Raw genomic sequence first — 21,597 nt, forward strand, 5'->3', positions numbered from 1 at the left:
CCCTGTGCCGTTCAGGTAGCAATAGGGCCAAGGCCCGGCCGAGACCGCGCCACGAATAAAGAGCGGTTCGTCGGGAGGACAGAGATTGCGCAACCATGCCGTGGTGACCGGCCTGTCGGTCTTCGCCCTCTCCACCACCGCTGCCTTCGGCCAGGACATCCGCCTAGAGATCGTCCCCGAAGCCGACCAGCTCGAAAGCGTGCTCGAGAATTCCTCGCTGCTGATCGCGCTGCAGGATGATGAAAACCCGACGCCGCAGGACTACGTCGCCGCTGCCCGCGCCGATTACCGCCGCCTGCTGACCGGCCTCTATTCCGAGGGCTATTACGGCGGTGTGGTCTCGATCCGCGTCGACGGCCAGGAGGCGGCGAACATTCCGCCGCTCGACGCGCCCGACCGGATCGGCGAGGTCACGATCCGGGTCGAGCCGGGCCCTCGCTTCCGCTTCGGCCGCACCGAGATCGCGCCGCTGGCCCCCGACACCGAGCTGCCGGAGGATTTCGCGCCCGGCAAGGTCGCCCGCGCCGAAGAGGTCCGCGCCGCCGCCCGCGCCGGGGTCGAAGCCTGGGAGGCGGTGGGCTTTGCCAAGGCCGAAGTCGCCGGGCAGGAGATCGTCGCCGACCATCCGAACGAGCGGCTGGACGCCGCCGTGACCTTGGCGCCGGGGCCGCGGCTGCGGTTCGGCACGCTCACGGTGACCGGCAACGAGGATGTGCGCGAGGAACGGATCCGCGCCATCGCCGAGCTTCCGGTCGGCCGGACCTACAATCCCGAGGATCTCAAATTCGCGGCGACCCGGCTGCGTCGCACCGGCGCCTTCGATTCGGTCGCCTTCATCGAAAGCGACGAGATCGGTCCCGACAATACCCTGCCCTTCGAGCTGACGGTCTCCGAGTCGCTGCCGCGCCGGATCGGCTTCGGCGCCGAGATCTCGACCGTCGAAGGGCTCGGGCTGTCGGCCTTCTGGCTGCACCGCAACCTGCTCGGCGGGGCCGAGCGGCTGCGCGTCGAGGGCGAGATCTCGGGCATCGAAGGCGAGGTGCCGGGCATCACCGGCTCGGGCGGCGCGGACTACCGTCTCGCGACCAGTTTCAACCGCCCCGCCACCTTCCGCGCCGATACCGACCTCTTCGCCGAGACCGAGCTAAAGCGCGAAGACGAGATCGACTACAAGCTCGACCAGTTCAGCGCCGAGATCGGCCTGTCGCGCTATGTCAACGAACGCTTCAGCCACTCCGCGGCGGTGGGCATCATCACCGCGCGCGAGGAGACCGAGGCCCGGACCCGCGACTACACGCTGCTGACCCTGCCGCTCGACGCCACCTATGACCGCCGCGACGTGCAGCTCGACGCCAAGAACGGCTTCTTCGTCGATGCCGAGGTCACGCCCTTCCTCGGGGTTGCCGGCGCCGATGACGGGCTGCGGCTCTATCTCGACACCCGCGCCTATCGCAGCTTCGGCGAGACCGAGCGGCTGACGCTGGCCGCGCGCGGCCAGTTCGGTTCGGTCCTGGCCTCCGACCTCGCAGAGACCCCGGCGGATTTCCTGTTCTATTCGGGCGGCGGCGGCACCGTGCGCGGCCAAGATTACCAGTCGCTGGGCGTCACCTATATGGACGATTTCGGCGACGGGCCGGTGACGGCACGATCCGGCGGCAAGAGCTTTGTCGGCGGCCAGTTCGAGGGCCGCTTCCAGGTAACCGACAAGCTCGGCGCCGTCGGCTTCTATGACATCGGCTATGTCGAGGCCGAAGGCATCCCCGATGGCGACGGCGACTATCAGGCCGGCGCCGGGGCCGGCATCCGCTACACCACCCCGATCGGGCCGGTCCGGCTCGACCTCGCCACGCCGGTCACGGGTGACGACGCCTATGAGAGCGTCCACGTCTATATCGGAATAGGACAGTCGTTTTGAAACAGCTCTCCCGCGCCGCCGCCATCTCGATCGCCACCGTCGCGCCGACCATGCTCCCCGCGCAGGAGGAGCAGGCCGAGCGTGACCGCGGCTTTCTCACCGGCCTGATCGAGGACAACCTCTCGGGCGCCGGGCGCGAGGTGATCATCACCGGCTTCAAGGGCGCGCTCAGCTCCGCCGCCTCGATCGAGGTGATGACCATCGCCGACGAAGACGGCGTCTGGCTCCGGGCCGAGAACCTCGTGCTCGACTGGAACCGCTCGGCGCTGTTGCGCGGACGGCTCGAGGTCGAGGAGCTGTCGGCCGAACTGATCGAGCTGACCCGTCCGCCGCAGGCCGGGCCGGGCGAGCCGCCCGCCGCCGAGGCCACGCCCTTTTCGCTGCCCGAACTGCCGGTCTCGATCCGGCTCGACGAGCTCAGCGTCGACCGGCTGGTGCTGGGCGAAGCCTTTCTCGACGAGGAAGTCGCGCTCAGCCTGCAGGGCTCGGCGCAGCTCGCCGATGGCGAGGGCGAGGCGCGGCTCACCGCCGAACGGCTGGGCGACCGCGCCGGCCGGTTCGAGCTGTCGGGCAGCTATTCCAACGAGAGCCGCCTGCTCGACCTGACGCTGGCGCTCGAGGAGGCCGAGGGCGGCATCGCGGCGCGCGCGCTCGACCTGCCGGGGCGGCCCTCGGTGGCGCTCCGGGTCGAGGGCACCGGCCCGATCGACGATTTCGACGCCGCCATCTCGCTCGCCACCGCGGGCCAGCCGCGCATCGACGGCCGCTTCGCGCTCGACCGTGGCGAGGCCCCCGAGGGCGGCCCCGCGCCGCTGGCCTTCTCGCTCGACGTCAACGGCGACGTGACACCGCTCATCGCGCCCGACTACGCCGATTTCTTCGGCTCCGATGTCGGGCTGCGGGTCACGGGATCGCGCGACGAATCCGGCGCGCTGGCGCTGTCGGACCTGTCCATCGAGGCCCAGGCGCTGAGCCTCGACGGATCGGCGCGGATCGGCGCCGATGGCTGGCCCGAGAGCTTCGACCTGACCGGCGAGATCGCCAGCGATGACGGCGCCCCCGTCACCCTGCCCGTGGCCGGGGGAGAGACCCGCCTCGGGCGCGCCAGCCTCGCGCTGCAGTTCGATGCCTCGGTCGGCGACCAGTGGGTGCTCGATCTCACGGCGCAGGATTTCGCCCGCCCCGGGCTGACCATCCCGCAGTTCACCGTTCAGGGCGGCGGCGTCATCGTCCGCGAAAGCGACGCGGCGCCGAGCCTGTTCACCGCCGATGTCGACTACACCGCGCGCGGGCTGCGCTTCGACGACGAAGGTCTGGCCGAGGCGCTGGGCGAGCAGATCGCCGGCGAAATCGTGCTCGAGCGCGACGGCGAGGGCCCGATCTCCATCGACCGCGTCACCCTCGCCGGGCCGGGAATCGCGCTCAACGCCCAAGGCACGGTCGCCGGGTCGGAGAACGGCTTCGAGACCGACACCACGCTCAGCCTCGCGGCCGAGCGGCTGGAGCGGTTCTCGGAGCTGACCGGGCTCGACCTCGCCGGCGCCGCCGGTCTCGAGATCGACAGCACGATCCGCCCGCTCGACGGCATCTTCGACCTGAGCCTCTCCGGCAGCACCCAGGATCTCGCGCTCGGGATCGAGCCGCTCGACCCCTATATCGACGGCACCGGCGACATCGCCATCGAGGCGGCGCGCGACGAGACCGGCACCCGGATCGAGACGCTGCGCATCGCCACGCCGCAGATGACCGCCACGGCGCAGGCCGACATCACCTCGGGCGCGTCGACCGCGACCTTCGACATCGCGGTCGAGAATGCCGGTTTGGCGCTCGACGGCGTCGAGGGTCCGGCACGGCTCACCGGCACGGCCGAGCGCGACGCCGCCGGCGTCAGCCGCGCCGACGTGGTGGCCGAACTGCCCAATGGCCGGGCCGAGATCGACGCCACCCAGGCGGCCGAAGCCGATGGCGGACGGATCACGCTCGACGTGAATGCCGCGCTCGACGACGTGGCCCCCTTCTCGACCATCGCCGGACGCGACCTCGCGGGCGCCGCCAGCTTCACCGCCAACGGCACGGTGATGCCCGACGCCTCGACCTTCGACCTGGAGATCGACGCCCGGACCACCGATCTGGTCACCGGCATCGCCCAGGCCGACCCGCTGTTGCGGGGCGAGGTGGCCCTGTCGGGCCGGGCGATCCGCTCGGGCCCCGAAAGCTTCCGGGTCGAGAATCTCGACCTCGCCTCCCCCTCGCTCGCCGCGACCGGCCGGGCCGAGCTGAACGGCGAAACCGCGCTGTTCGATATCGAGGCGCGCTCCTCCGATCTTACGCCTTTGGGCGAGGCCATCGACCGGCCGCTTTCCGGCGCGGTCGATCTGTCGGCCGAGGGCAGCATCCGAACCGACCTGACCGAGGCCGACATCACCCTCGACGCCGCGGCCACCGACCTCGTCACCGGCATCGCCCAGGCGGACCCGCTGCTTCAGGGCCGGGTCGAGATCGCGGGCCATGCGGTGCGCAGCGGCGCGGACGCCTTCTCGGTCGAGGATCTGGTGCTCTCGGCGCCGTGGATCCGCGCCTCGGGCGACGCCGCGCTCGACGGGACCACAGCCACTTTCGACATCGAGGCCGACGCCTCGGATCTCGCGCCCCTGGGGGCCGCGTTCGACCGCCCGATCTCGGGTGCGGCGCGGATCACCGCCCAAGGCAGCGCCGAGACCGATCTTTCCGGCCTCGACGCCAGCTTCGACGCGGTCACTGTAGACCTCGCCACCGGCATCTCGCAGGTCGATCCGCTGCTCGAGGGCCGGGTCACGCTGTCGGGCAGCGCCACGCGTACCGGTCCGGACAGCTTTGCGGTGCAGGCACTGCGGCTCGATGGTCCGGCCGTCGCGGCGCAGGGCGACGCCACCGTGACCGATGGCGCGGCCGAGTTCGACCTCGAGATCGAGGCGCGCGATCTCGCCGCCGTCGGGCGCGCCGTCGACCGCCCGCTGGCGGGCGAGGCGCGCCTCACCGCGCGTGGCTCCGCCGCGCTCGACGCCTCGACCTTCGACGTCACGCTCGATGGCCGGGCCACGAACCTGTCGACCGGCACGGCGCAGGCCGACGAGCTGTTCGGCGGCGCGCTCGCGCTGTCGGGCCGTGCCGCCCGCACCGGCCCCGAGGATCTGACGGTCGAGAACCTGCGCGTGACCTCCGAGGGGACCAATCTCGCTGGCTCGGCGCTGATCGAGAATGGCGAGGGCAGCTTCGATCTCGACATCGACATCGACGACCTCGCGCCCGTCGGCGTTCTGGCGGGCCGCCCGCTCGCGGGCTCGGTCGATCTCACCGCCTCCGGTTCCGCCAGCGCCGATCTCGCGCGCTTCGACGTGACGCTCGACGGCACCGCCCGCGACGTCGCCACCGGCATCGACCAGCTCGACCCGCTGCTCGCGGGCGAGACCGTGCTCGATGCGCGCGTGATCCGGACCGGCCCCCAGGATTTCGCCCTGCCCCGCTTCACGTTGGTCAACCCGCAGGTCCGCGCCATGGGCGAGGCGACGGTCGAGAACGGCCTGCCCACCGGAGATTTCGACGTCCAGCTGACCGAGATCGCGCCCTTCGCGCCCGGCCTGTCGGGCCCGGCCACGCTGTCGGCCAACGCCTCGGGCGACGCATCGGGCGGCATCGATTTCGACGTCACCGGCCGCGCACAGGGCACCGACATCGCCGCCACGGGTCGGGTCGCCCCCGAGGCGCAGGGGCGCGAGATCACCGCGCGGGTCAGCGCCGACGTCGCATCGCTTGCGCCGTTCTCGAACCTTGCCGGGCGGCCGCTGGGCGGCAGCCTCGACATCGACGCGGCAGGCACGGTCATGCCCGATCTGTCGCGCTTCGACGTGACCGTGAACGGCCAGGCCGCGAATCTCGATGTCGGGGTCGAGGCCGCCTCGCGTCTGCTCGCCGGCACCGGCACGATCGACGCGCGGCTCAGCCGCTCGGCCCCCGGCGAGATCGCGGTGCAGGATCTCGACCTGCGTTTCCCCGCCTTCTCCGTGCAGGCCGATGCCAGCGGATCGGGCGCCAACCAGCGCGCCGATTTCAGCGCCCGGCTCAACGATATCGGTCTGTTCACCCCCGATTTCAGCGGCCCCGTCGCAGCGCAGGGCAGCGTCACCCGTGACGCCGGCGGCACGCTGGGCATCAACGCGACCGCAACCGGCCCGGGCGGCACCCGCGCCGACGTCGCGGGACGGTACCTGCCCGACGGCACGCTCGACCTCGACGTCACCGGGGAGGCGCAGCTCGGGCTCGTCAACGACCTGATCGAGCCGCGCCGGCTCGAGGGCACGGCACGCTTCGACCTCTCGGTCGAGGGCCCCCCCGCCCTCTCCTCGGTGCGCGGCACGATCTCGACCGCCGGTGCGGAGCTTTCGGTGCCGACCGTGGGCCTCACGGTGCAGAACATCGAGACCACGGTGAGGCTGAGCGGCGACCGCGCCGACCTCGCGCTCGCGGCGGCCTTGGAAAAGGGCGGACGGATCAACATCTCCGGCCCGGTGGCCCTCACCGGGGGCTTCGACGCCAATCTGGTCATCGCGCTCGAGGATCTGGTGCTGCGCGACCCCGAGCTCTACGAGGCCACCGCGGATGGTCGACTGACCGTCACTGGCCCCCTGACCGGCGGCGCGCAGATCGCCGGGGTGGTCCAGCTCGGCGCGACCGAGATCCAGGTCCCCTCCTCGGGCATCGGCGCGCTCGGTGATCTGCCCGAGGTCCGCCATGTCGGCGCGCCGCAGGACGTGCAGCGGACCCTGGCCCGCGCCGGGTTGACCATCGCGGGCGTCGAGATCGGCGAAACCTCGGATGCCGACGGCCCGGCGGGCCCCGGATACGGCCTCGACGTGACGATCCGTGCGCCGTCGCGCATCTTCATCCGCGGCCGCGGCCTCGACGCCGAACTGGGCGGCGAGCTGGAGATCGGCGGCACCACCAACCAGGTGATCCCGGTGGGCGAATTCGAACTGGTCCGGGGCCGGCTCGACATCCTGCAGCAGCGTTTCGAGCTCGACCAGGGCGGCGCCTATCTGCAGGGCGACTTCAGCCCCTTCATCCGGCTGGTGGCCACCACCGAGACCGCGACCGGCACACGGGTGCGGATCATCATCGAAGGCCCGGCCAGCGAACCGGAGGTGCGGTTCGAATCGACGCCGGACCTGCCGCAGGACGAGGTGCTGGCGCAGCTGATCTTCGGCCGCGACCTGTCCTCGATCTCGCCGCTGCAGGCGGTGCAACTCGCCGCGGCGGTGGGCACGCTCGCCGGGCGCGGCGGTGGCGGCTTGATCGACGATTTCCGCTCCGATACCGGGCTCGACGATCTCGACATCACCACCGACGACGAGGGCAACGCCGCGGTGCGCGCGGGCAAGTACCTGTCCGACAACGTCTACACCGACATCACCGTCGGCACCGACAGCACCTCGATCAACCTCAACCTCGACGTCACCGACGACATCACGGCGCAGGGTCAGGTTTCGAGCGATGGGGAAACCTCGCTCGGCATCTTCTTCGAGCGCGATTACTGACGCGGCAGCTTCCCGCCGCGCGTGTGCGGCGGGGCTCCCCGCGGTTTCGACTCTGGCCTATACATGCAGCAAGGCCCCGAGGAGGATCCGCCTGTGACCTTCGATTCGCTCCGTGCCGCCACCCGTTTCGGTACCGGCCTGTCGCCGCAACTCCCGCCGCCCGACAGCGTCGCGGCGATGCTGCGGCCGCTGCGCGGACGCGACGAGACCGCGCGCCGCCTGCCGATCGCCCCCTATGGCGAGATCCGTCCCAGCCTTGCCGAATGGAATGTCGTGGCGCGCGATTGGCGCAAGGCCCGCGGCACCCCGCAGGAGGCGGCCGCGCGGACCGCCTTCGACAAGCTGCGCGCCGCCGCCCGGGCCGCCGCCTGGCACAATTTCACCAGCACGCTGGCGCGCGGGGTGATTGCCCCCGAGGGCGGCCTTCACGAGCGGCTGACCCGGTTCTGGGCCGACCACTTCACCGTCGGCAGCCGGACCATGCGCGACCGCCACCTCCTCACCGCCTATGTGGAGGAAGCGATCCGCCCGCATGTCGCCGGGCGCTTCGAGGAGATGCTGGTCGCGGTCGTCACCCACCCGGTGATGCTGGCCTATCTCGACCAGTCCCGCTCGGTCGGGCCGAACAGCGCCGCTGGCCGGCGTGGCGGCGGGCTCAACGAGAACCTTGCCCGCGAGCTGCTCGAGCTGCACACGATCGGCGCGGACGGCCCCTACGATCAGTTGGATGTGCGCGAGCTGGCCGAGCTTCTCACCGGTCTCGGCTACAATGATCAGCGCGGCATGGAATTCCGGCCGGAGCGGGCCGAGCCCGGCTCCGAGACCGTGCTCGGCGTCACCTTCCCGAACCGGGCGGGTTTCGACACGATCCGCGAGGCGCTGCGCATGCTGGCGCGCCATCCTGCCACCGCGGGCCACCTGGCGCGCAAGATCGCGGTGCATTTCGTCTCCGAAGACCCGGACCCGGCGCTGGTCGACGCGCTCGAAGCCGTCTGGCGCGACAGCGATGGCGACCTGCTGGCCGTCACCACCGCCCTGCTCGAGCATCCCGCCGCCTGGGAGGCGCCTCCCCGCAAAGTCAAGCCGCCCTTCGACTACGTGCAGTCGGCGCTGCGGGCGCTCGGCGTGCCGCCCGAGACGATCATGCGCCCCGAAACCGGCGAGACCCGGCGCCTGCTCCAGATCCCGCTGGCGCGGATGGGCCAGCGTTGGGAGCATCCGCCCGGACCGGAGGGCTGGCCCGAGGCGGCAGAGGCCTGGATCACCCCGCCCAATTTGGCGGAACGGATCGACTGGGCGATGCGTGCCCCGGCCGCACTGCTCCCCGAGCTACCCGATCCACGTGCCTTTGCACGGGTGGCGGTGGGCACCGCCATGCCCGAGCCGGTGGCCTTCGCCGCGCGCGCCGCGGAAAGCCGGGCGGAGGCGATCGGCCTCGTGCTGGCCAGCCCCGCATTCCAGAGGAGATGACGCCATGACCCGCATCGACAGGCGTTCCCTTCTGCGCGGCGGCCTGGCGCTGGGCTGCTCGGCGGCGGCGAGCCCGCTTCTGACACCGATGGCCTTTGCCAGCGCGCCTTGGGAGAACCGGCTGGTGGTGATCGTGCTGCGCGGCGCGATGGACGGGCTCGACGCGGTGCGACCGGCTGGCGATCCCGCGCTGGCGGGGCTGCGCCCGACGCTTGCGGCCAACCCCCGGGCCGGGGCGATCGACGCCGGGTACTTCGCGTTGCATCCGGCCTTCGACCGGCTGGCACCGATGTGGCGCCGGGGCGAATTCGGCGCGGTGCATGCCGTCTCTACCCCCTATCGCGACCGGCGCAGCCATGTCGACGGACAGGACCTGCTCGAGGCGGGAACCGCCGGTCTCGACGGGCGCGAGGGCTGGCTCAACCGGCTGCTGCAGACGGTGCCCGGGATGGCCGCGGAAACCGCTTACGCCATCGGCCGCGAGGAGATGCTGATCCTCTCCGGCCGGGCCGCCGCCCAACGCTGGGCGCCGGATACCCGGCTGCGGCTGAGCCCGCAGGGCCGGCGCCTGCTCGAAGGCATGGCGCATGACGACCCGCTGTTTCGGTCCGCATTGGGCCAGGCGATGGAGATCGTCGACGATCTGGCGGCCGAGGATGCCCGCAGCGGGCCCGTCCTGCCCGGACCGGACGGTGCGCCGCTCAGGGGCGATCACGTGCGGCTCGCCGAATTCGCCGCCTCGCGGCTGGCGGGCGAGAGCCGGATCGCCAGCTTCTCGATCAATGGCTGGGACACGCATGACCGGCAGCAGGCACCGTTCGAACGGGCGCTGGTGCGGCTGGTCGACACGCTCCTGACGCTGGAGGCGGGGCTGGGTCCGGCATGGGACCGGACGGCGGTGCTCTGCGTGACCGAATTCGGCCGGACCGCCGCCGAGAACGGCACCGGTGGCACGGATCACGGCACCGGCGGCGCCATGCTCTTCGCAGGTGGCGCGCTGCGCGGCGGCCGGGTGCTGGGCGACTGGCCGGGGCTGGCCGAGGCCGATCTCTACGACCGGCGCGACCTGATGCCGACCCGCGACCTGCGCGCCCATGCGGGCTGGGCGATGCGGGGGCTGTTCGGCCTCGACCGGTCGGTGATCGAGGAGGCGGTCTTTCCCGGCCTCGACCTCGGCGCCGATCCCGGCCTGCTGCTCTGATCTCAGATCGGGACCGGTACGGCGAGCCGGTCGTCGATGAGCGCGGCGAGGCGGGCGAGCGCCGGCTCCGGACTGCCGGTGCCGCGCGCCGCGTCGAGCGCCTCGGCGGCGTTGCGCAGCCCCTCGTCCCCGGCGCTGCGCGCCACGCCGCCCAGAAACTGCGCGACATAGGCGATGTCGCCGGCGCTGCGCCAGCCGCTGCGAAGCAGCTGCGCCGCCAGTGCGAGATCGTCGCGCAGCGCCACCGGGTCGGGGGCGACCTCCTCCTCCGGCAGGCAGCGCGGCCCGCCGGGCCGGCGCTCGGGCGGCAGATGCGCCAGCAGCGCCTGCTGGAACGCGCCGAGCCGGAGGATCGGCTTGGCGATGAAACCGTCGGCCCCCGCCTCTTTCGCCGGGGCGGCGCCGTCCGGATCGGCGGAGGTGGCCAGCAGCAGGTCGATACGAGGGCTGGCCTGCGCCAGCTCGACGATCAGCTCGATCCCAGAGCCGTCAGGCAGGCCAAGATCTGCGATCACCACGTCGGGGCGATAGACCTTTAGGTGGCGCCGCGCATTGTGCAGGTTGTCGGCCCGGCGGATCCGCGCGCCCGAGCGCAGGCACATGAGCCGGACCGCCTCGCAGGCGAAGCGGCTGTCCTCGACGAGCAGCACGGTCAGGCCGAGCAACGGCCGGTCCGCGCTCGGCGCGGGGGCGGCGGGAAAGGACATGGTGATCGGCATATGGCCTCCTGCGAGCAAGGGACCGACGCGGCCCGATGCAAGCAGTCTCGCGCCACGGGGTGAATCCGGTGTTAAGCCGCGACGATCCGCGCGGTTGCGCCGCAACGCCCGAGCCGCCATATCGCAACGAACCAGCAAGGAGCGCCTCGATGATCGGTCGCCTGAACCACGTCGCCATCGCCGTCCCCGACCTCAAGGCCGCCGCCGCGCGCTATGCCGGGGGGCTTGGCGCCGATGTCGGCGCGCCTATCGAGCTGCCCGAGCACGGGGTGCGAGTGATCTTCGTCACGCTGCCCAACACCAAGATCGAGCTGATGGAGCCGCTCGGCCCCGGCTCGCCGATCGCCGGTTTCCTCGAGAAGTCCCCTGCGGGCGGCATGCATCACGTCTGCTACGAGGTGGAGGACATCCTCGCCGCGCGCGACCGGCTCGTGGCCACGGGCGCGCGGGTGCTGGGCGACGGCACGCCCAAGACCGGCGCGCATGGCACGCCGGTGCTGTTCCTGCATCCCAAGGATTTCGACGGCTGCCTGATCGAGATCGAACAGGTCTGAGGAGACGCCATGACCATCACCGCCGCCTTCGTGCTCTTTGCCGTGACCTGGTTCATGGTGTTCTTCGTCGTGCTGCCGCTCAGGCTCGTCACCCAAGGCGACGCGGGCGAGACGCTGCCCGGCACTCATGCCTCGGCGCCCGCCGACTTTCGGCTGGGGCGCAAGGTGAAGATCACCACAATGTGGGCGGTGCCGATCTGGGCGGCGCTCTCGGCCTTCATCCTGTGGGGCGGCGTGACGGTGCGCGACATCGACGTGTTCGGTCGCATGGCACCGCTCAGCCCGGCCCCGGTCACCGCCGCCGAGTGACCTTTCGCCCCGAGAGGCGATGATAGAGATGGGTGAAGGTGGCCGCGCCCAGCACCGGCACCAGCAGGTTGACCACCGGCACCGTCAGCGGCACCGCCATCAGGCAGCCCGCCCCCCAGATCCGGAGCGGATGGCGCTTGCGCATCGCACGCGCCCCCGCCCGCCCCTCGCGCCGCATCGCCGCGACCTGGAAGTATTCCCGGCCCAGCAGCCAGCCATTGACGCCGTAGAACAGGAACGGCGCCGCCGGCGGAAAGGCGAGGCTCGCGGCGAAGGCCGCGACGTTGACCAGCACCAGCACCGCCAGAAAGGCCACGGTATCGCGGATCTGGTCGGCGAGCGGCACCGGCCGCGCCGGCGGCAGGCCGGGATAATGCCGCGCCTCCACCGCCTCGGCCACGCTTTCGAGGAAGAAGCCGCTCATCATCGAGGCCACCGGCAGCATCAGGAAGACCGACAGCCCGAGCATCAGCAGCAGCGAACCCCAGCCCAGCGCATCGTCGATCCAGGCCACCTCGCCGATCAGCGGCAATGACACCGTGTCGGGCGCGAACAGGCCGACCAGCGCCAGCAGCCCGGCATAGAGCGCCACGAGCAGCAGCACTGACAGCCCGACGCCGAGCCAGAGCACACCGCGAAACCGCCGGTCGGTGAACTGCGCAAGCGCGCGCAGGACATCGGTCAGGATCATGCCGTGCGCCACTCCGTCAACGCCTCGACATCCGGGCGCGGACGCTCGGGCGCGGGCACCGTCTCGGTGCCGATATGGATCAGGCCGGCGACGCTCTCGCCGTCGCGCAGGCCGAGCCCCTCGCGGCAGAACGCCTCGTCATGGCTGGCCCAGCCCGAGAGCCAGTTCGCGCCCCAGCCGGCAGCGAGGGCGGCGTTGAGCAGCGACAGGCAGACGCAGGCCGCGGAATAGGTCTGCTCGATCGCGGGGACCTTGTCGCTCGGCTTCGGCGCCGAGATCACGGCCACCACGAGATCGGCGTCGCGGAACTGCGCCACCGCCTTCTCGCGCTTGTCCTCCGCGATGCCGAGCGCCTCCGCCCGGGTCGGGACCAGTGCCGCGAGCCGCTCCAGCGCGGGCTTCTCCAGAACGATCAGCCGCCACGGCTCCAGCTTGCCGTGATCGGGCACCCGCAGCGCGGCGGTGAGGAGCGGGCGCAGCGCGTCGCGATCGGGAGCCGGGGCGCGCAGCGTCTTGGCCGGGCGGGAGCGGCGGTTGAGCAGGAAGTCGAGCGCCTGGGGGTTCGGATCGGGCATGGGGCCTCCGCAGCAAGGGTCGCGCCCTTCCTGCCGCAGATCGCCGGTGAGGAAAAGCCGGGGGTCAGATCCCGATGGGCAGGATCATTGCCGCCGCGGCGATCGACAGGCCGAGCGGATAGCGCCCCTGCGCCCGCAGGCCGGCCCAGGACGATTCGGGCCCACCTGCCACGCGACGCAGCCCGCTCAGCATCAGCACGCCCGCCAGCATGGTCATCGACAGCAGCAGCGCAAAGGATGGCAGCGCCACCGGTGGCACCAGCGGCACCAGCACGGCGAGCATCTTGACGTCGCCGCCCCCCATCACCCGCAGCGCGAAGAGCGCCAGCCCGACGGCGAATACCGCCACCCCGGCCATCAACCGCATGCCGAGATCGGGCATCAGCCCGGCCAGCGCGCAGCCCAGCCCCACCAGCGCCACGGCGCCGACCAGCAGGTTGGGAATGCGCATGTGGCGCAGGTCGGTCCAGATCATTGCCGCCATCAGCGGCGCGACGAGGATCAGGGGCAGGTCGTCCATGGCGGGGCTCCGGATAGGTCACGGTCCCCGCACCCTGCCCCGCGACCACGCCGCCAGCGGGGCGCAAAGGCGGCGCCTTCGTGGCGCCGCCCCCCTTTGTCCGCGATCAGTTTCCGAGTTCGGCCGAGGCGGCCCAGAGATTGATCTGCTCCTCGTCGGCATAGCGGTCGATCTCGGCCAGCTCCTCGGCGGTGAAGTCGAGATTGGCCACCGCGCCGGCGCAGTCGACGACCTGGCTGGGCTTGGAGGCGCCGATCAGCGCGGTGGTGATGCCGCCCTCGCGCAGCACCCAGGCGATCGCCATCTGCGCCAGCGTCTGGCCGCGCCGCTCCGCGATCTCGTTGAGCTTGCGGATGTTACCGATGGCCTTCTCGCTCAGCATCGAGGGGAAGAGCGACTTGTCCTGCGCGGCGCGGCTGTCCTCGGGAATGCCGCCGAGATACTTCTTGGTCAGCATGCCCTGCGCCAGCGGCGTGAAGGCGATGGAGCCGATGCCGAGTTCGGTCAGCGTGTCCTTCAGCCCGTCGCGCTCGACCCAGCGGTTGAGCATGTTGTAGCTCGGCTGGTGGATTACGCAGGGCGTGCCGAGATCCTTGAGGATCGCCGCCGCCTCGCGGGTGCGTTCGGAGTTGTAGCTGCTGATCCCGGCATAGAGCGCCCGGCCCGAACGCACGATATGATCGAGCGCGCCCATCGTCTCCTCGAGCGGGGTCTCGGGATCGAAGCGGTGGGAATAGAAGATATCGACGTAGTCGAGACCCATCCGCTTGAGCGACTGGTCGCAGGACGCGATCAGGTACTTGCGGCTGCCCCATTCGCCATAGGGGCCGTCCCACATGTGGTAGCCGGCCTTGGAGGAGATGATCAGCTCGTCGCGGTAGCCCGCGAAATCAGTTCTCAGGATCTCGCCGAAGGCGGTCTCGGCCGCGCCCGGCTCGGGACCGTAATTATTGGCGAGGTCGAAATGCGTGATGCCATGATCGAACGCCGTCTGGCAGATGTCGCGCTTGGTCTGGTGCGGCGTGTCGTCGCCGAAATTGTGCCAAAGGCCGAGGCTGACGGCGGGCAGCTTCAGGCCCGAGCGGCCGCAGCGACGATAGGCCATCCGCTCGTAGCGGTCGGCGGCGGGGGTATAGGTCATGTCGTGAATCTCCCTTGGGCCGGGCCCGGCCACGGCCCCGGCGTCGCGCCGAAACCTAGAACGGGGTTCCCGGTACTGTCAAACCGCCCCCATTCAGACCGGCCGCGCGGCGCGCTTCTCGGACCGGCCGCCATTCTCCGCCTGGTCCTCGGTCTTCATCGCTGGATCGCCGGAAAGGAAACTGCCGAAGGCCTTGAGCGAGGGGACGTGGTCGCAGATCGCCTTGACCACCACGAGGAACGGCACCGCCAGCACCGCGCCCGGCACGCCCCACAGCCAGATCCAGAATGCCACCGTGACGAAGACCGACACGATGTTGAGCTCGAGCCTACGACCCACCAGCATCGGCGTGACGAAGTTGCCCTCGATGGTGGTCAGGGTGAAATAGGCCAGCGGTGCCAGCAGCGCGTAGGGCACGGAGTCGAACGAGACCAGCGCGAAGGCACCGACCGAGACCGTACCGATGATCGCGCCGATGAAGGGCATGAAGTTCAGCAGGAAGGCCAGCGTGCCCCAGACATGCGGCATCGGCAGGCCGATGATCCAAAGCGCGATGCCGATCGCCAGGCCCAGACCCGCGTTGATCATGGTGATCGCGCCGAGATAGCGCGAAATCTGCTTCTCGACGTCACGCACGATGGTCAGGGCGCGCTTCTTGTCGTGCAGCTTGGGCGAGGCCTCGACGATGCGGCGATGGTAGAAGTCCCCCGACGCCAGCAGGAACAGCGTCAGGATCATCGCCGCCACCAGCGACGAGGTGATCGAGGCGACGCTGCCGACCGCGGCCGGGATCGGGCCGGATTGGTCGACCACCACCTCGACCTTCTCGCCCTCGCCCGTGGCACCGGCCGCATCGGTCATCTCGGTGACCTGCTGACCCACCTCCTGGATCGAGGCGAGCCGGTCCATCAGCCCGGCGAGCTTCTGCTGCACCTCGGTGCCGATCTGCGGCGCACGCGCGGCCATGTCGCCGATCGGGCCGGAGAGGAAATAGCCCGCAACGCCGAACCCGAGCCCGATCGCCAGCATCACCAGAACCGCGCTGATCCCCGGCGTGATGCCGATCCGCTGCATGCCGCGCACCACCGGCCGCAGCGTCAGCGTCAGCAGGATCGCCAGCACGATCGGCAGCAGCACGTCGCGCGCGAAATAGGTGGCGGTGAACAGGGCCAGCAGAAACGAGCCGAGCATCAGCCGGCGGATCATCCGCAACTCCCGGAGCCGCCGTTCGGCGAGGTCCAGTTGCGGATCAACGGGCGGCTCTTCCTCGCTCGCGGCCTCGGCCTTCACCCTCTGTTCAGCCATCGCCGTCCCACCTCCAGCCGCGCGACGCTGCGCGATGCCGCCCAACGTGAGCCGCGCGCGCCGGTTCCGCGCGGGCGCGATTGCTACGCAGCGTCCTCGGGCGTATGAGGGGGGCCGATCGCAGACAGGAGTTCCCGATGGCCAGCTATCAATACGTCTATCACATGGACGGCGTCTCCAAGACCTATCCCGGCGGCAAGAAGACCTTCGAGAACATTCGGCTGAACTTCCTGCCCGGCGTGAAGATCGGCGTGGTCGGCGTCAACGGCGCCGGTAAGTCCACCCTGCTCAAGATCATGGCCGGCATCGACAAGGACTTCCAGGGCGAGGCCTGGGCCGCCGAGGGTGCCAAGGTCGGCTACCTGCCGCAGGAGCCGCAGCTCGACGAGACCAAGAACGTCCGCGAGAACGTGATGGAGGGCGTCGCCGCCAAGAAGGCCGTGCTCGACCGCTACAACGAGCTTGCCATGAACTACTCGGACGAGACCGCCGAGGAGATGGCCAAGCTGCAGGACGACATCGACGCCCAGAACCTGTGGGACCTCGACGCGCAGATCGACGTCGCCATGGAGGCGCTGCGCTGCCCCCCCGACGATGCCGACGTGAAGACCCTCTCGGGTGGCGAGAAGCGCCGCGTGGCGCTGTGCAAGCTGCTGCTCGAAGCGCCCGACATGCTGCTGCTCGACGAGCCGACCAACCACCTCGACGCCGAAACCATCGCCTGGCTCCAGAACCACCTGATCGAGTACAAGGGCACGATCCTCGTCGTCACCCACGACCGCTACTTCCTCGACGACATCACCGGCTGGATCCTCGAGCTCGATCGCGGCCGGGGCATCCCCTACGAGGGCAACTACTCCTCCTGGCTGGAGCAGAAGGCCAAGCGGCTCGAGCAGGAAGCCCGCGAGGACAAGTCCAAGCAGAACACGCTGCAGCGCGAGCTCGAATGGATGCGGCAGGGCCAGAAGGCCCGCCAGGCCAAGTCCAAGGCCCGGATCGCGGCCTACGAGGAACTGGCGAGCCAGTCCGAGCGCGAGCGCGTCGGCAAGGCCCAGATCGTCATCCCCAACGGCCCGCGTCTCGGCGGCAAGGTGATCGAGGTCGAAGGCCTCAAGAAGGCGATGGGCGACAAGCTCCTGATCGAGAATCTCGACTTCACCCTGCCGCCGGGCGGCATCGTCGGCGTGATCGGCCCGAACGGCGCCGGCAAGTCGACCCTGTTCAAGATGCTGACCGGCCAGGAGCAGCCCGACGACGGCAAGATCGAGTTCGGCGACACGGTCAAGCTGTCCTATGTCGACCAGAGCCGCGACGATCTCGACCCGAACGCCACCGTCTGGGAGGCGATCTCGGGCGGCGCCGAGGTGATCGAACTGGGCGACGCCTCGATCAACTCCCGCGCCTATTGCGGCGCCTTCAACTTCAAGGGCGGCGACCAGCAGAAGAAGGTGAGCCTGCTGTCGGGCGGTGAGCGCAACCGCGTGCACATGGCGCGGCTGCTGAAGGATGGCGGCAACGTGCTGCTGCTCGACGAACCGACCAACGACCTCGACGTCGAGACGCTCCGCGCGCTCGAGGATGCGCTGGTGGACTTTGCCGGCTGTGCCGTCGTGATCTCCCATGACCGCTTCTTCCTCGACCGGATCTGCACCCACATCCTCGCCTTCGAAGGCGAGGCGCATGTGGAGTGGTTCCAGGGCAACTTCGAGGATTACGAGGAAGACAAGAAGCGTCGCCTCGGGGCAGACGCGCTGGAGCCCAAGCGGGTCAAGTTCAAGAAGTTCACGCGCTGAACCCTTCGGGGCCGCCGAATCGCGGCGGCCCCTCCCCTACCCGACAGGGCAATTCGAGTGCCCTCGGGCGCAGACGACGCCGTCAAGGGGCCTGCACTGCCCCGCCCCGGCCATTATCCGCCGCCCCGATACCGCGACGCGCGTTTGTTCACGAATCCTGAGAAATCCGGAATTCGGCCGGCAACTCATGCCCTTGCCAGATCAGTCGCGAAACATCCGAAAACGGGAGCGTTTCCTGCCGAAATTTTCCGCGCATGCATGCCGATCACATGCTTGCCAGCCTGCCCTCGCCGTAGGATGCTACGCAATCCAAGGGTGTACCGCCGCGCCTTGAAGCAGCCACACTCCGGCCGGATTTGCTTGCGACAGTCGGGGAGTATCGCAGGAGAACGGATATGGGCACGATCTTCATCATGGCAGGCAGCCTTCTCGGCTTCGTCACCGCGGTTCTGCTGGTCGGCTTCGGCAGCGTATCGCTGCTCGCCGGTCTCGGCATCTGGATCGCCTCCGGCCCGGTCTCCGCGCTGCTCTTCGTGACGCTGGTCCTGCCGCTGAGCCGGGGCATGCTCGGCCACGGCCCGCGCCACTACCTCGCCTGAGCCCCGCGCTCAGTCGACTTCCCACATCTCTTCGTCGCGGCAGGGACCGAAGGCGATCCATGCCACCCGCAGCCGGGCGATCCGGCTGTCCGCCCAGGTCCCGACCCGCAGCTCGAACCCGGCCGCGTCGATCGCCTCCGCCGAGAGGTCGAGCCGCAGGGACGCGCTGTTCGACACGTCCCACATCGTCACCCCCAGATGCACCAGCGGCGGCGCCGTGAAGGGCGTGTCGAACGTCACACGGCGGCGCACTTCCCGCGCCCCCGCCCCGGTCCACATCGGCCCGTCATTCTCGAAATCCGAAAACGGCATCACCTCTCCCTGAGCGATGCCGAAGCTGCCGCGCATCCGCTGCATGCCTGTTCCTCCCTTCACGCCCGTCCTCCCGGGCCGGACAAGAAAAGGCCCCGCCGAAGCGGGGCCTTGTCGTCCTTGTTGTACGCGGCGCTCAGAAGTTCGGCTGCTTCGGGTCGAGCCCGATATGCGTGCCGACCGCGACCATGTCGGCCAGCAGCTTCGCCGTGTCGTCCACCGGGCCGGGCTCGTTCTCGAACTTCGCCCGCGCGTCGCGATGCGCCGCGGCGAATTCCTCGATCAGCCCTTCATAGACCTCCTGCGTGACCTCGCCGCGCGGCAGCGCACGCTCGGCCAGAACGGAGACCTGGTCGGGGCCGATCTCGGCGAAACCGCCGGAGACCACGTAGTCGTCGGTGCCGCCCTGATGCACGACCTGCAGCAGGCCGGGGCGCAGGGTGGTGATGGTGGGCGTGTGGCCCGCCATCGCCGTCAGGTCACCATCGGTGCCCGGAATGCGGATCTCGGTCGCCTGAACGGAAGCGAGCTTCCGTTCGGGGCTGACCAGATCGAATTGCAGCGTCTCGGCCATGAAGCCCTCCTATCAGGCCGCGGCGGCGGCCATTTTCTCGGCCTTGGCCTTCACCTCGTCGATGCCGCCGACCATGTAGAATGCCGACTCCGGCAGGTGGTCGTACTCGCCCGCGACGACCGCCTTGAACGACGCGATGGTCTCCTCGAGCGGCACCTGAACGCCGTCGGAGCCGGTGAACACCTTCGCCACGTCGAAGGGCTGCGACAGGAAGCGCTGGATCTTCCGGGCGCGGGCCACGGTCAGCTTGTCCTCTTCCGACAGCTCGTCCATGCCGAGGATGGCGATGATGTCCTGCAGCGACTTGTAGCGCTGCAGGATGCCCTGCACGTCGCGCGCCACCTGGTAGTGCTCTTCGCCCACGACCGCGGGGTCCATCAGGCGCGAGGTCGAGTCGAGCGGGTCCACGGCCGGGTAGATGCCGAGCTCGGAGATCGCGCGGTTGAGAACCGTGGTCGCGTCGAGGTGCGCGAACGAGGTCGCCGGCGCCGGGTCGGTCAGGTCGTCGGCCGGCACGTAGATCGCCTGCACGGAGGTGATCGAGCCGTTCTTGGTCGAGGTGATCCGCTCCTGCAGCGCGCCCATGTCGGTCGCCAGCGTCGGCTGGTAGCCCACGGCCGAGGGGATACGACCCAGAAGCGCCGACACCTCGGAGCCCGCCTGGGTGAAGCGGAAGATGTTGTCGACGAAGAACAGCACGTCGGTGCCGGACTGGTCGCGGAACTGCTCGGCCAGGGTCAGGCCGGTCAGCGCGACGCGGGCACGGGCTCCCGGAGGCTCGTTCATCTGGCCGTAAACCAGCGCCACCTGGGATTCACCCAGAGCGTCCGGCTTGATGACGTTGGATTCGATCATCTCGTGGTAGAGGTCGTTGCCCTCACGGGTCCGCTCGCCCACGCCGGCGAACACGGAGTAACCCGAGTGCACCTTCGCGATGTTGTTGATCAGCTCCATGATGAGAACGGTCTTGCCCACCCCGGCGCCGCCGAACAGGCCGATCTTGCCGCCCTTGGCGTAGGGGGCGAGCAGGTCGATCACCTTGATGCCGGTGACGAGGATCTCCGAGCTGGTCGACTGCTCGGCGAAGCTCGGCGCGTCGGCGTGGATCGGACGGGTCTCGGTCGCATCGACCGGGCCCTTCTCGTCGATCGGCTCACCGATGACGTTGAGGATGCGCCCCAGCGTCGCGTTGCCGACGGGCACCGAGATCGGCTTGCCGGTGTCGGTGACGGCGGCGCCGCGGACGAGGCCCTCGGTCGCATCCATCGCGATGGTGCGAACGGTGTTCTCGCCGAGGTGCTGGGCCACTTCGAGAACCAGCTTCTTGCCGTTGTTTTCGGTGGTCAGGGCGTTGAGGATCTCCGGCAGGTGATCCCCGAACTGCACGTCCACGACGGCGCCGATGACCTGGGTCACTTTGCCTTGTGCTGCTGCCATGTGTTGTACTCCGGTTCTCTTTAGAGCGCCTCAGCGCCCGAAATGATTTCGATCAGCTCGTTGGTGATGACCGCCTGACGCGAGCGGTTGTACTCGATCGTCAGCTTGTCGATCATCTCGCCCGCGTTGCGGGTCGCGTTGTCCATCGCGCTCATCCGGGCGCCCTGTTCGGAGGCCGCGTTCTCGAGCAGCGCCGCGAAGATCTGCGTCGCCACACCGCGCGGCAGCAGATCCGCGAGGATCTCCTCCTCGCCGGGCTCGTAATCGTAAAGCGCCGTATCGGCCTCTTCCCCACCCTCGAAATGGGCCGGGATGATCTGCTGCTCGGTCGGGATCTGGGTGATCACGTTCTGGAACCGGGCATAGTAGATCGTCGCCACGTCGAATTCGTCCGCATCGAAGCGGCCGAGCACGTCGCGGGCGATGTCCTGCGCGTTGGCATAGCCCACGCGCTTGACGTCGGTGAGGTCGATGTGGCCCACGAAATACTTGCCGTAATCACGGCGCAGCATCTCGCGGCCCTTCTTGCCGACGGTGAGGATCTTCACCGTCTTGCCCTGCGCCAGCAGCTCGCTGGCCCGGATCCGCGCCTTGCGGACGATCGAGCCGTTGAAGCCGCCGCACAGGCCGCGCTCGGCGGTCATCACGACGAGCATGTGCACGTCCTCCTTGCCGGTGCCGGCAAGGAGCTTGGGCGCGCCGTCAGAGCCGCCCACGGAGGAGGCGAGCCCCGCCATCACGGCGTTGAACCGCTCGGCATAGGGGCGCGCCGCTTCGGCGGCATCCTGGGCACGGCGGAGCTTTGCCGCCGCGACCATCTGCATCGCCTTCGTGATCTTGCGGGTCGATTTGACCGACGCGATCCGGTTCTTGAGGTCCTTCAGACTAGGCATCGGCCAGCCTCCCTAGTTC

The 21,597-nt window shown here is 69.8% G+C and carries 18 protein-coding genes; 8 read left to right on the forward strand and 10 right to left on the reverse strand.

From position 1 onward, the window contains the following. Window positions 1-85: 85 nt before the first annotated feature. The 4 genes from FHS00_RS09960 to FHS00_RS09975 all read left to right on the forward strand — a co-directional run bounded on the left by FHS00_RS09960 (window position 86) and on the right by FHS00_RS09975 (window position 10,156). Complete coding sequence (locus tag FHS00_RS09960; RefSeq protein WP_183472498.1) at window positions 86-1,915, forward strand: autotransporter assembly complex protein TamA; 1,830 nt, start codon at window positions 86-88, stop codon at window positions 1,913-1,915. Further along, a complete protein-coding gene (locus tag FHS00_RS09965) occupies window positions 1,912-7,485 on the forward strand; it encodes a translocation/assembly module TamB domain-containing protein (protein ID WP_183472515.1) in 5,574 nt (1,857 codons plus the stop codon). The genes FHS00_RS09960 and FHS00_RS09965 overlap by 4 nt, the downstream gene beginning before the upstream one ends. 93 nt (window positions 7,486-7,578) lie before the next feature. After that, entirely contained in the window at window positions 7,579-8,955 is a 1,377-nt protein-coding gene (locus FHS00_RS09970; protein WP_343064600.1) for a DUF1800 domain-containing protein, read from the forward strand. 4 nt (window positions 8,956-8,959) lie between these two features. Next, window positions 8,960-10,156, forward strand: a complete 1,197-nt coding sequence (locus FHS00_RS09975) for a DUF1501 domain-containing protein (protein ID WP_183472520.1) — start codon at window positions 8,960-8,962, stop codon at window positions 10,154-10,156. A gap of 2 nt (window positions 10,157-10,158) precedes the next feature. On the opposite strand, the gene FHS00_RS09980 is transcribed toward FHS00_RS09975, so the two are convergent. Next, window positions 10,159-10,875, reverse strand: a complete 717-nt coding sequence (locus FHS00_RS09980) for a response regulator (RefSeq protein ID WP_183472523.1) — start codon at window positions 10,873-10,875, stop codon at window positions 10,159-10,161. Between the two features lie 149 nt (window positions 10,876-11,024). Between FHS00_RS09980 and mce the strand changes: the two genes are divergently transcribed. Together mce and FHS00_RS09990 are read left to right on the forward strand one after the other, a co-directional pair. Beyond that, the gene (gene mce, locus FHS00_RS09985; protein WP_183472526.1) at window positions 11,025-11,429 is read left to right on the forward strand and encodes a methylmalonyl-CoA epimerase; all 405 of its coding nucleotides are present in this window, start codon (window positions 11,025-11,027) and stop codon (window positions 11,427-11,429) included. A gap of 9 nt (window positions 11,430-11,438) precedes the next feature. Then, window positions 11,439-11,738 carry a DUF1467 family protein gene (locus FHS00_RS09990; protein WP_183472529.1) on the forward strand — a complete coding sequence of 100 codons (300 nt, stop codon included), beginning with the start codon at window positions 11,439-11,441 and terminating at the stop codon, window positions 11,736-11,738. Here the strand turns inward: FHS00_RS09990 and FHS00_RS09995 are convergent. The 5 genes from FHS00_RS09995 to FHS00_RS10015 form a co-directional block, all read right to left on the reverse strand. Then, window positions 11,722-12,429, reverse strand: a complete 708-nt coding sequence (locus tag FHS00_RS09995) for an EI24 domain-containing protein (protein WP_183472532.1) — start codon at window positions 12,427-12,429, stop codon at window positions 11,722-11,724. The two genes, FHS00_RS09990 and FHS00_RS09995, sit on opposite strands and share 17 nt — an antisense overlap. Next, window positions 12,426-13,004 (reverse strand): nitroreductase family protein, encoded by a 579-nt coding sequence (locus tag FHS00_RS10000; RefSeq protein WP_183472535.1) that lies wholly within the window; start codon window positions 13,002-13,004, stop codon window positions 12,426-12,428. The genes FHS00_RS09995 and FHS00_RS10000 overlap by 4 nt, the downstream gene beginning before the upstream one ends. 64 nt (window positions 13,005-13,068) lie before the next feature. Continuing rightward, the gene (locus FHS00_RS10005; protein ID WP_183472538.1) at window positions 13,069-13,524 is read right to left on the reverse strand and encodes an A24 family peptidase; all 456 of its coding nucleotides are present in this window, start codon (window positions 13,522-13,524) and stop codon (window positions 13,069-13,071) included. A 106-nt stretch (window positions 13,525-13,630) separates the two neighbouring features. Next, window positions 13,631-14,665: an L-glyceraldehyde 3-phosphate reductase gene (mgrA, locus tag FHS00_RS10010; protein ID WP_183472541.1), complete on the reverse strand. Its 1,035-nt coding sequence runs from the start codon at window positions 14,663-14,665 to the stop codon at window positions 13,631-13,633. A gap of 93 nt (window positions 14,666-14,758) precedes the next feature. Then, window positions 14,759-15,970, reverse strand: coding sequence for an AI-2E family transporter (locus FHS00_RS10015; RefSeq protein WP_246391228.1), 1,212 nt, complete (start codon window positions 15,968-15,970; stop codon window positions 14,759-14,761). A gap of 137 nt (window positions 15,971-16,107) precedes the next feature. On the opposite strand from FHS00_RS10015, the gene ettA reads away from it, so the two are divergent. Beyond that, window positions 16,108-17,763 (forward strand): energy-dependent translational throttle protein EttA, encoded by a 1,656-nt coding sequence (gene ettA, locus FHS00_RS10020; RefSeq protein WP_183472545.1) that lies wholly within the window; start codon window positions 16,108-16,110, stop codon window positions 17,761-17,763. A 395-nt stretch (window positions 17,764-18,158) separates the two neighbouring features. After that, window positions 18,159-18,362, forward strand: a complete 204-nt coding sequence (locus tag FHS00_RS10025) for a hypothetical protein (protein ID WP_183472547.1) — start codon at window positions 18,159-18,161, stop codon at window positions 18,360-18,362. 9 nt (window positions 18,363-18,371) lie between these two features. Here FHS00_RS10025 and FHS00_RS10030 read toward each other — a convergent pair whose 3' ends face one another. The 4 genes from FHS00_RS10030 to FHS00_RS10045 all read right to left on the reverse strand — a co-directional run bounded on the left by FHS00_RS10030 (window position 18,372) and on the right by FHS00_RS10045 (window position 21,578). Continuing rightward, window positions 18,372-18,719: an H-type lectin domain-containing protein gene (locus FHS00_RS10030; protein WP_183472552.1), complete on the reverse strand. Its 348-nt coding sequence runs from the start codon at window positions 18,717-18,719 to the stop codon at window positions 18,372-18,374. A 91-nt stretch (window positions 18,720-18,810) separates the two neighbouring features. Beyond that, window positions 18,811-19,248, reverse strand: coding sequence for a F0F1 ATP synthase subunit epsilon (locus FHS00_RS10035; RefSeq protein ID WP_183472555.1), 438 nt, complete (start codon window positions 19,246-19,248; stop codon window positions 18,811-18,813). Window positions 19,249-19,260: 12 nt separating this feature from the next. Continuing rightward, window positions 19,261-20,685 carry a F0F1 ATP synthase subunit beta gene (gene atpD, locus FHS00_RS10040; protein ID WP_085896141.1) on the reverse strand — a complete coding sequence of 475 codons (1,425 nt, stop codon included), beginning with the start codon at window positions 20,683-20,685 and terminating at the stop codon, window positions 19,261-19,263. A 20-nt stretch (window positions 20,686-20,705) separates the two neighbouring features. Next, a complete protein-coding gene (locus FHS00_RS10045) occupies window positions 20,706-21,578 on the reverse strand; it encodes a F0F1 ATP synthase subunit gamma (protein WP_183472558.1) in 873 nt (290 codons plus the stop codon). Window positions 21,579-21,597 lie beyond the last annotated feature (19 nt).

Origin of the sequence: Limimaricola variabilis (assembly GCF_014195545.1) — a bacterium.
Lineage (GTDB): Bacteria > Pseudomonadota > Alphaproteobacteria > Rhodobacterales > Rhodobacteraceae > Limimaricola > Limimaricola variabilis.

Coding starts and splice junctions, on each gene's coding strand:
- FHS00_RS10045 (WP_183472558.1), bottom strand. CDS start 21,578: ATGCCTAGTCTGAAGGACCTCAAGAACCGGATCGCGTCGGTCAAATCG.
- FHS00_RS10030 (WP_183472552.1), bottom strand. CDS start 18,719: ATGCAGCGGATGCGCGGCAGCTTCGGCATCGCTCAGGGAGAGGTGATG.
- FHS00_RS10035 (WP_183472555.1), bottom strand. CDS start 19,248: ATGGCCGAGACGCTGCAATTCGATCTGGTCAGCCCCGAACGGAAGCTC.
- mce (WP_183472526.1), top strand. CDS start 11,025: ATGATCGGTCGCCTGAACCACGTCGCCATCGCCGTCCCCGACCTCAAG.
- FHS00_RS10000 (WP_183472535.1), bottom strand. CDS start 13,004: ATGCCCGATCCGAACCCCCAGGCGCTCGACTTCCTGCTCAACCGCCGC.
- ettA (WP_183472545.1), top strand. CDS start 16,108: ATGGCCAGCTATCAATACGTCTATCACATGGACGGCGTCTCCAAGACC.
- FHS00_RS09995 (WP_183472532.1), bottom strand. CDS start 12,429: ATGATCCTGACCGATGTCCTGCGCGCGCTTGCGCAGTTCACCGACCGG.
- FHS00_RS09990 (WP_183472529.1), top strand. CDS start 11,439: ATGACCATCACCGCCGCCTTCGTGCTCTTTGCCGTGACCTGGTTCATG.
- FHS00_RS10005 (WP_183472538.1), bottom strand. CDS start 13,524: ATGGACGACCTGCCCCTGATCCTCGTCGCGCCGCTGATGGCGGCAATG.
- mgrA (WP_183472541.1), bottom strand. CDS start 14,665: ATGACCTATACCCCCGCCGCCGACCGCTACGAGCGGATGGCCTATCGT.
- FHS00_RS09975 (WP_183472520.1), top strand. CDS start 8,960: ATGACCCGCATCGACAGGCGTTCCCTTCTGCGCGGCGGCCTGGCGCTG.
- FHS00_RS10015 (WP_246391228.1), bottom strand. CDS start 15,970: ATGGCTGAACAGAGGGTGAAGGCCGAGGCCGCGAGCGAGGAAGAGCCG.
- atpD (WP_085896141.1), bottom strand. CDS start 20,685: ATGGCAGCAGCACAAGGCAAAGTGACCCAGGTCATCGGCGCCGTCGTG.
- FHS00_RS10025 (WP_183472547.1), top strand. CDS start 18,159: ATGGGCACGATCTTCATCATGGCAGGCAGCCTTCTCGGCTTCGTCACC.
- FHS00_RS09980 (WP_183472523.1), bottom strand. CDS start 10,875: ATGCCGATCACCATGTCCTTTCCCGCCGCCCCCGCGCCGAGCGCGGAC.